3 protein-coding genes are annotated in these 2,789 nt (G+C 71.6%); all 3 read right to left on the bottom strand.

Annotated features, from left to right (window positions below; all coding sequences use genetic code 11):
- On the bottom strand, positions 1–418 hold a 418-nt coding region (gene dtd, locus F8271_RS30835; RefSeq protein WP_151493307.1), incomplete at its 3' end, for a D-aminoacyl-tRNA deacylase.
- A complete protein-coding gene (locus F8271_RS30830; RefSeq protein ID WP_192580539.1) occupies positions 418–1,902 on the bottom strand; it encodes a methyltransferase in 1,485 nt (494 codons plus the stop codon). The genes dtd and F8271_RS30830, both read right to left, overlap by 1 nt.
- Before the next feature lie 145 nt (positions 1,903–2,047).
- A complete protein-coding gene (locus tag F8271_RS30825; RefSeq protein WP_192580538.1) occupies positions 2,048–2,641 on the bottom strand; it encodes a HipA domain-containing protein in 594 nt (197 codons plus the stop codon).
- Positions 2,642–2,789: the final 148 nt, after the last annotated feature.

Here is a 2,789-nt window from a genome sequence, read left to right as displayed (position 1 = left end):
GGTCTAGGAGGATTGTTTGGGGGCCTAGGTTGATGCTTTCGACCAGCATGTGGGCGCGGAAGCGGCCGGTCTGGACTGTCGCTCCGCGGGTGCGCAGCGCCTCCACCACCGCTGTCACCAGGGGTTCGGCGACCTCGGCGGGGGCCGCTGCGGTCCAGGTCGGGCGGCGGCCCTTGCGGGCGTCGCCGTAGAGGGTGAACTGGCTGACCACGAGGATCGGCGCGCCGGTGTCGGCGGCGGACCGCTCGCCGTCCAGGATGCGCAGCTCGTGCACCTTGCGGGCCATCGTCTGCGCGGTCTGGGCGGTGTCGGTGTGGGTCACCCCGAGCAGCACCAGCAGGCCGCCGTCGATGGCGCCGACCACCTCGCCGTCCACGGTCACGCTGGCCCGCCCGACGGTCTGCACCACCGCGCGCATCAGGCGGTCACCGGCTCGATGAAGCCGCGCTCCACGAGGTGCGCGACGATCGGGCCGGCCGCCTCGGCCATCTCGTCGGGCTCGACGTCGTGCGCCGCGGCGAGCAGGGCGAGCTGGTCACGCAGCGGCAGTCGACCGTCGGCACCGCCGACCAGCGCCAGCACCAGCGGGTCGATCTCCTCGGTCCAACGCAGGCCGTGCGGCATCGCGAGGACCTGCCGGTCCACCGCCCAGCCCTCGTCACCCATGGTCGCCTCCTGCCGCAGCTGGAGGCCCTCGGCGGCCCGGTAGCGCTCGGCGAGCAACCCGTCGGTGTCGCGTACCCGCAGAAAGTCCTGGCGGTCGAACCAGGCGGCGACGTGGTCGCCCAGCGGCGGCTGCACCCGCTGGCGCAGGTCCTCCACCCGGACCACCGGGTCGGCGTGCCCGGCCCGGCGCAGCGACACGATGCCGAAGCCGATCCCCTCCACCTTGTGCGCGTCGAACCAGTCCAGCCAGGCGGCCATCCGCTGCGGATCGGCGGACTCGGCGGCGTCGGTGAGCCACAGGTCGACGTACGCCATGGGGTCGGCCACCTCGCGCTGGATCACCCAGGCGTCCAGGCCGGTCCCGGCGAACCAGCCGGCCACCCGCTCGTCCCACTCCTCGCCGGCGACGTGCACCCAGTTCGCCAGGTACTGCATCGTGCCGCCCTCGGTGAGCAGGCCCGGCGCGGCGGCGGCCAGCTCCGCGCCGATCGCGTCACCGACCCGGCCGGAGTCGCGGTAGACGTGCGTGGTGGTGCCCGGCCCCACCACGAACGGCGGGTTGCTCACCACCAGGTCGAAGCGCCGGCCGGCCACCGGGGCGACCATGTCGCCGCGCAGCAGTTCCCAGTCCTGACCGTTGAGGGCGGCGGTGGTCGCGGCGAAGCGCAGGGCCCGCTCCGACAGGTCGGTGGCGGTCACCGTCCGGGCGTGGGTGGCCAGGTGCAGGGCCTGGACGCCGGAGCCGGTGCCCAGGTCCAGTGCGGTGTCGACCGGCCGGCGGACGGTCGCCCCGATCAGCGTCTGGGTGGCGCCGCCGACGCCGAGCACGTGCTCGGCGCCCAGCGGGCGACCCGGCCGGGCGCTGGCCGGCACGTCGGCGAGCGTCCACCAGTCGTCGCCGTACGGCTCGAGGTCGACGCCGGCGCGCAGACCGTCGCCGTACCTCTCGACCAGCCCGCCGGCCAGCGCCTCGTCGAGGCTCAGCGGCGCCAGGGCGGCGGCGACCGTCGCCTCGGGCTCGACCTGGTCGCAGATGAACACCCGGATCAGCGTGCCGAGCGGATCGCGGTCCTCGGTGGCGCGCAGCGCGGCCCGGTGATCGTTGCGCGCGACCGCGGCGGTGGCCTGCGGGCCGAGCCGCTCGGCGATGCCGTTGCTGGTGAACCCGGCCCGGGTCAGCGCGGTCCGCAGCGCGTCGACGCCGGCGGGGGAGAGCAGCATGTCGTGTTCGTCCACCCCGCCATCCTGCCCTGCGGTGCGTCCTGGGTCGGCGGCACCCAGCAGATCTGTGCCGCCAGCGTTGCCAACCGAGAATGATCGACCCGGCAGCCAGCTGCTGTGCGTGCATCGGTTCACCGGGAACGGTTGGGTCGTAGGCGGATCAGCCGTCTGAGTTGCAGATCGTCAGGGAGCTGAGCCGCTCCGTGTAGTGGTCCGCCAACGCGTCGAATCGCAACAGGGCCTCGCCCGCCATGATCGGATTCCACGCCGAACGTAGCCGTGCCACGGTCTGCGCCACCGTGTCGAATGTCTGCTCCGGGTCCGCGCCAACCCGCTCCGCGAGCCGCCGAAAGTGATCGCCGGTGACAGCGCTTGGTACCGTCTCCCCATCGAGGCTGAGCGCCAGCGGCGCCCAACGGTAGGTGGAGTAGACCGATATAGAGTGGAAGTCGTAAACCGGAGCGAGGCGCGGAGTCCGTCCGTCCGCGTACCTGATCGCCCAGTTCTTCAGATGCCCATCCGTATTGCCCACGATCAGCAGGGCAGCGAGACGCGCGATGAAGTCGTGGTAGCCCTCGTCCCCGGTCAGTTGCCGAATCGCGGCGGCGAGACTGTCGTACGAGGCACCCGACTCGCTGTACTTGAACATGGGTTCGACGTCCGCGACTTGGGCGAAGTCCTCCACGTGGATGCGTTCGCCAGGGGCGCGGTCAAATCGTTGGATGACGTAAACGAGATCGGTCGGGCGAACCAAGCCGTCAGGCAGACCCTTGACCCAATGCCACGTAGCTTAAGTTGATCTTGGGTTGACCTGCGGTTCTGTATGGACTCGTGGGATGTGCGGCGTGGCGTGGCGGCCGCTACCGGGCGGGCTGTTTTGATCACGGGTCATGTCGGTGGCT

The sequence above is a fragment of the Micromonospora sp. ALFpr18c genome (genome assembly GCF_008868155.1).
Taxonomy (GTDB): Bacteria; Actinomycetota; Actinomycetes; order Mycobacteriales; family Micromonosporaceae; genus Micromonospora.
The sequence above is the reverse complement of the archived record's forward strand: the minus strand, read 5'-3'. Positions and strand labels throughout refer to the sequence as shown.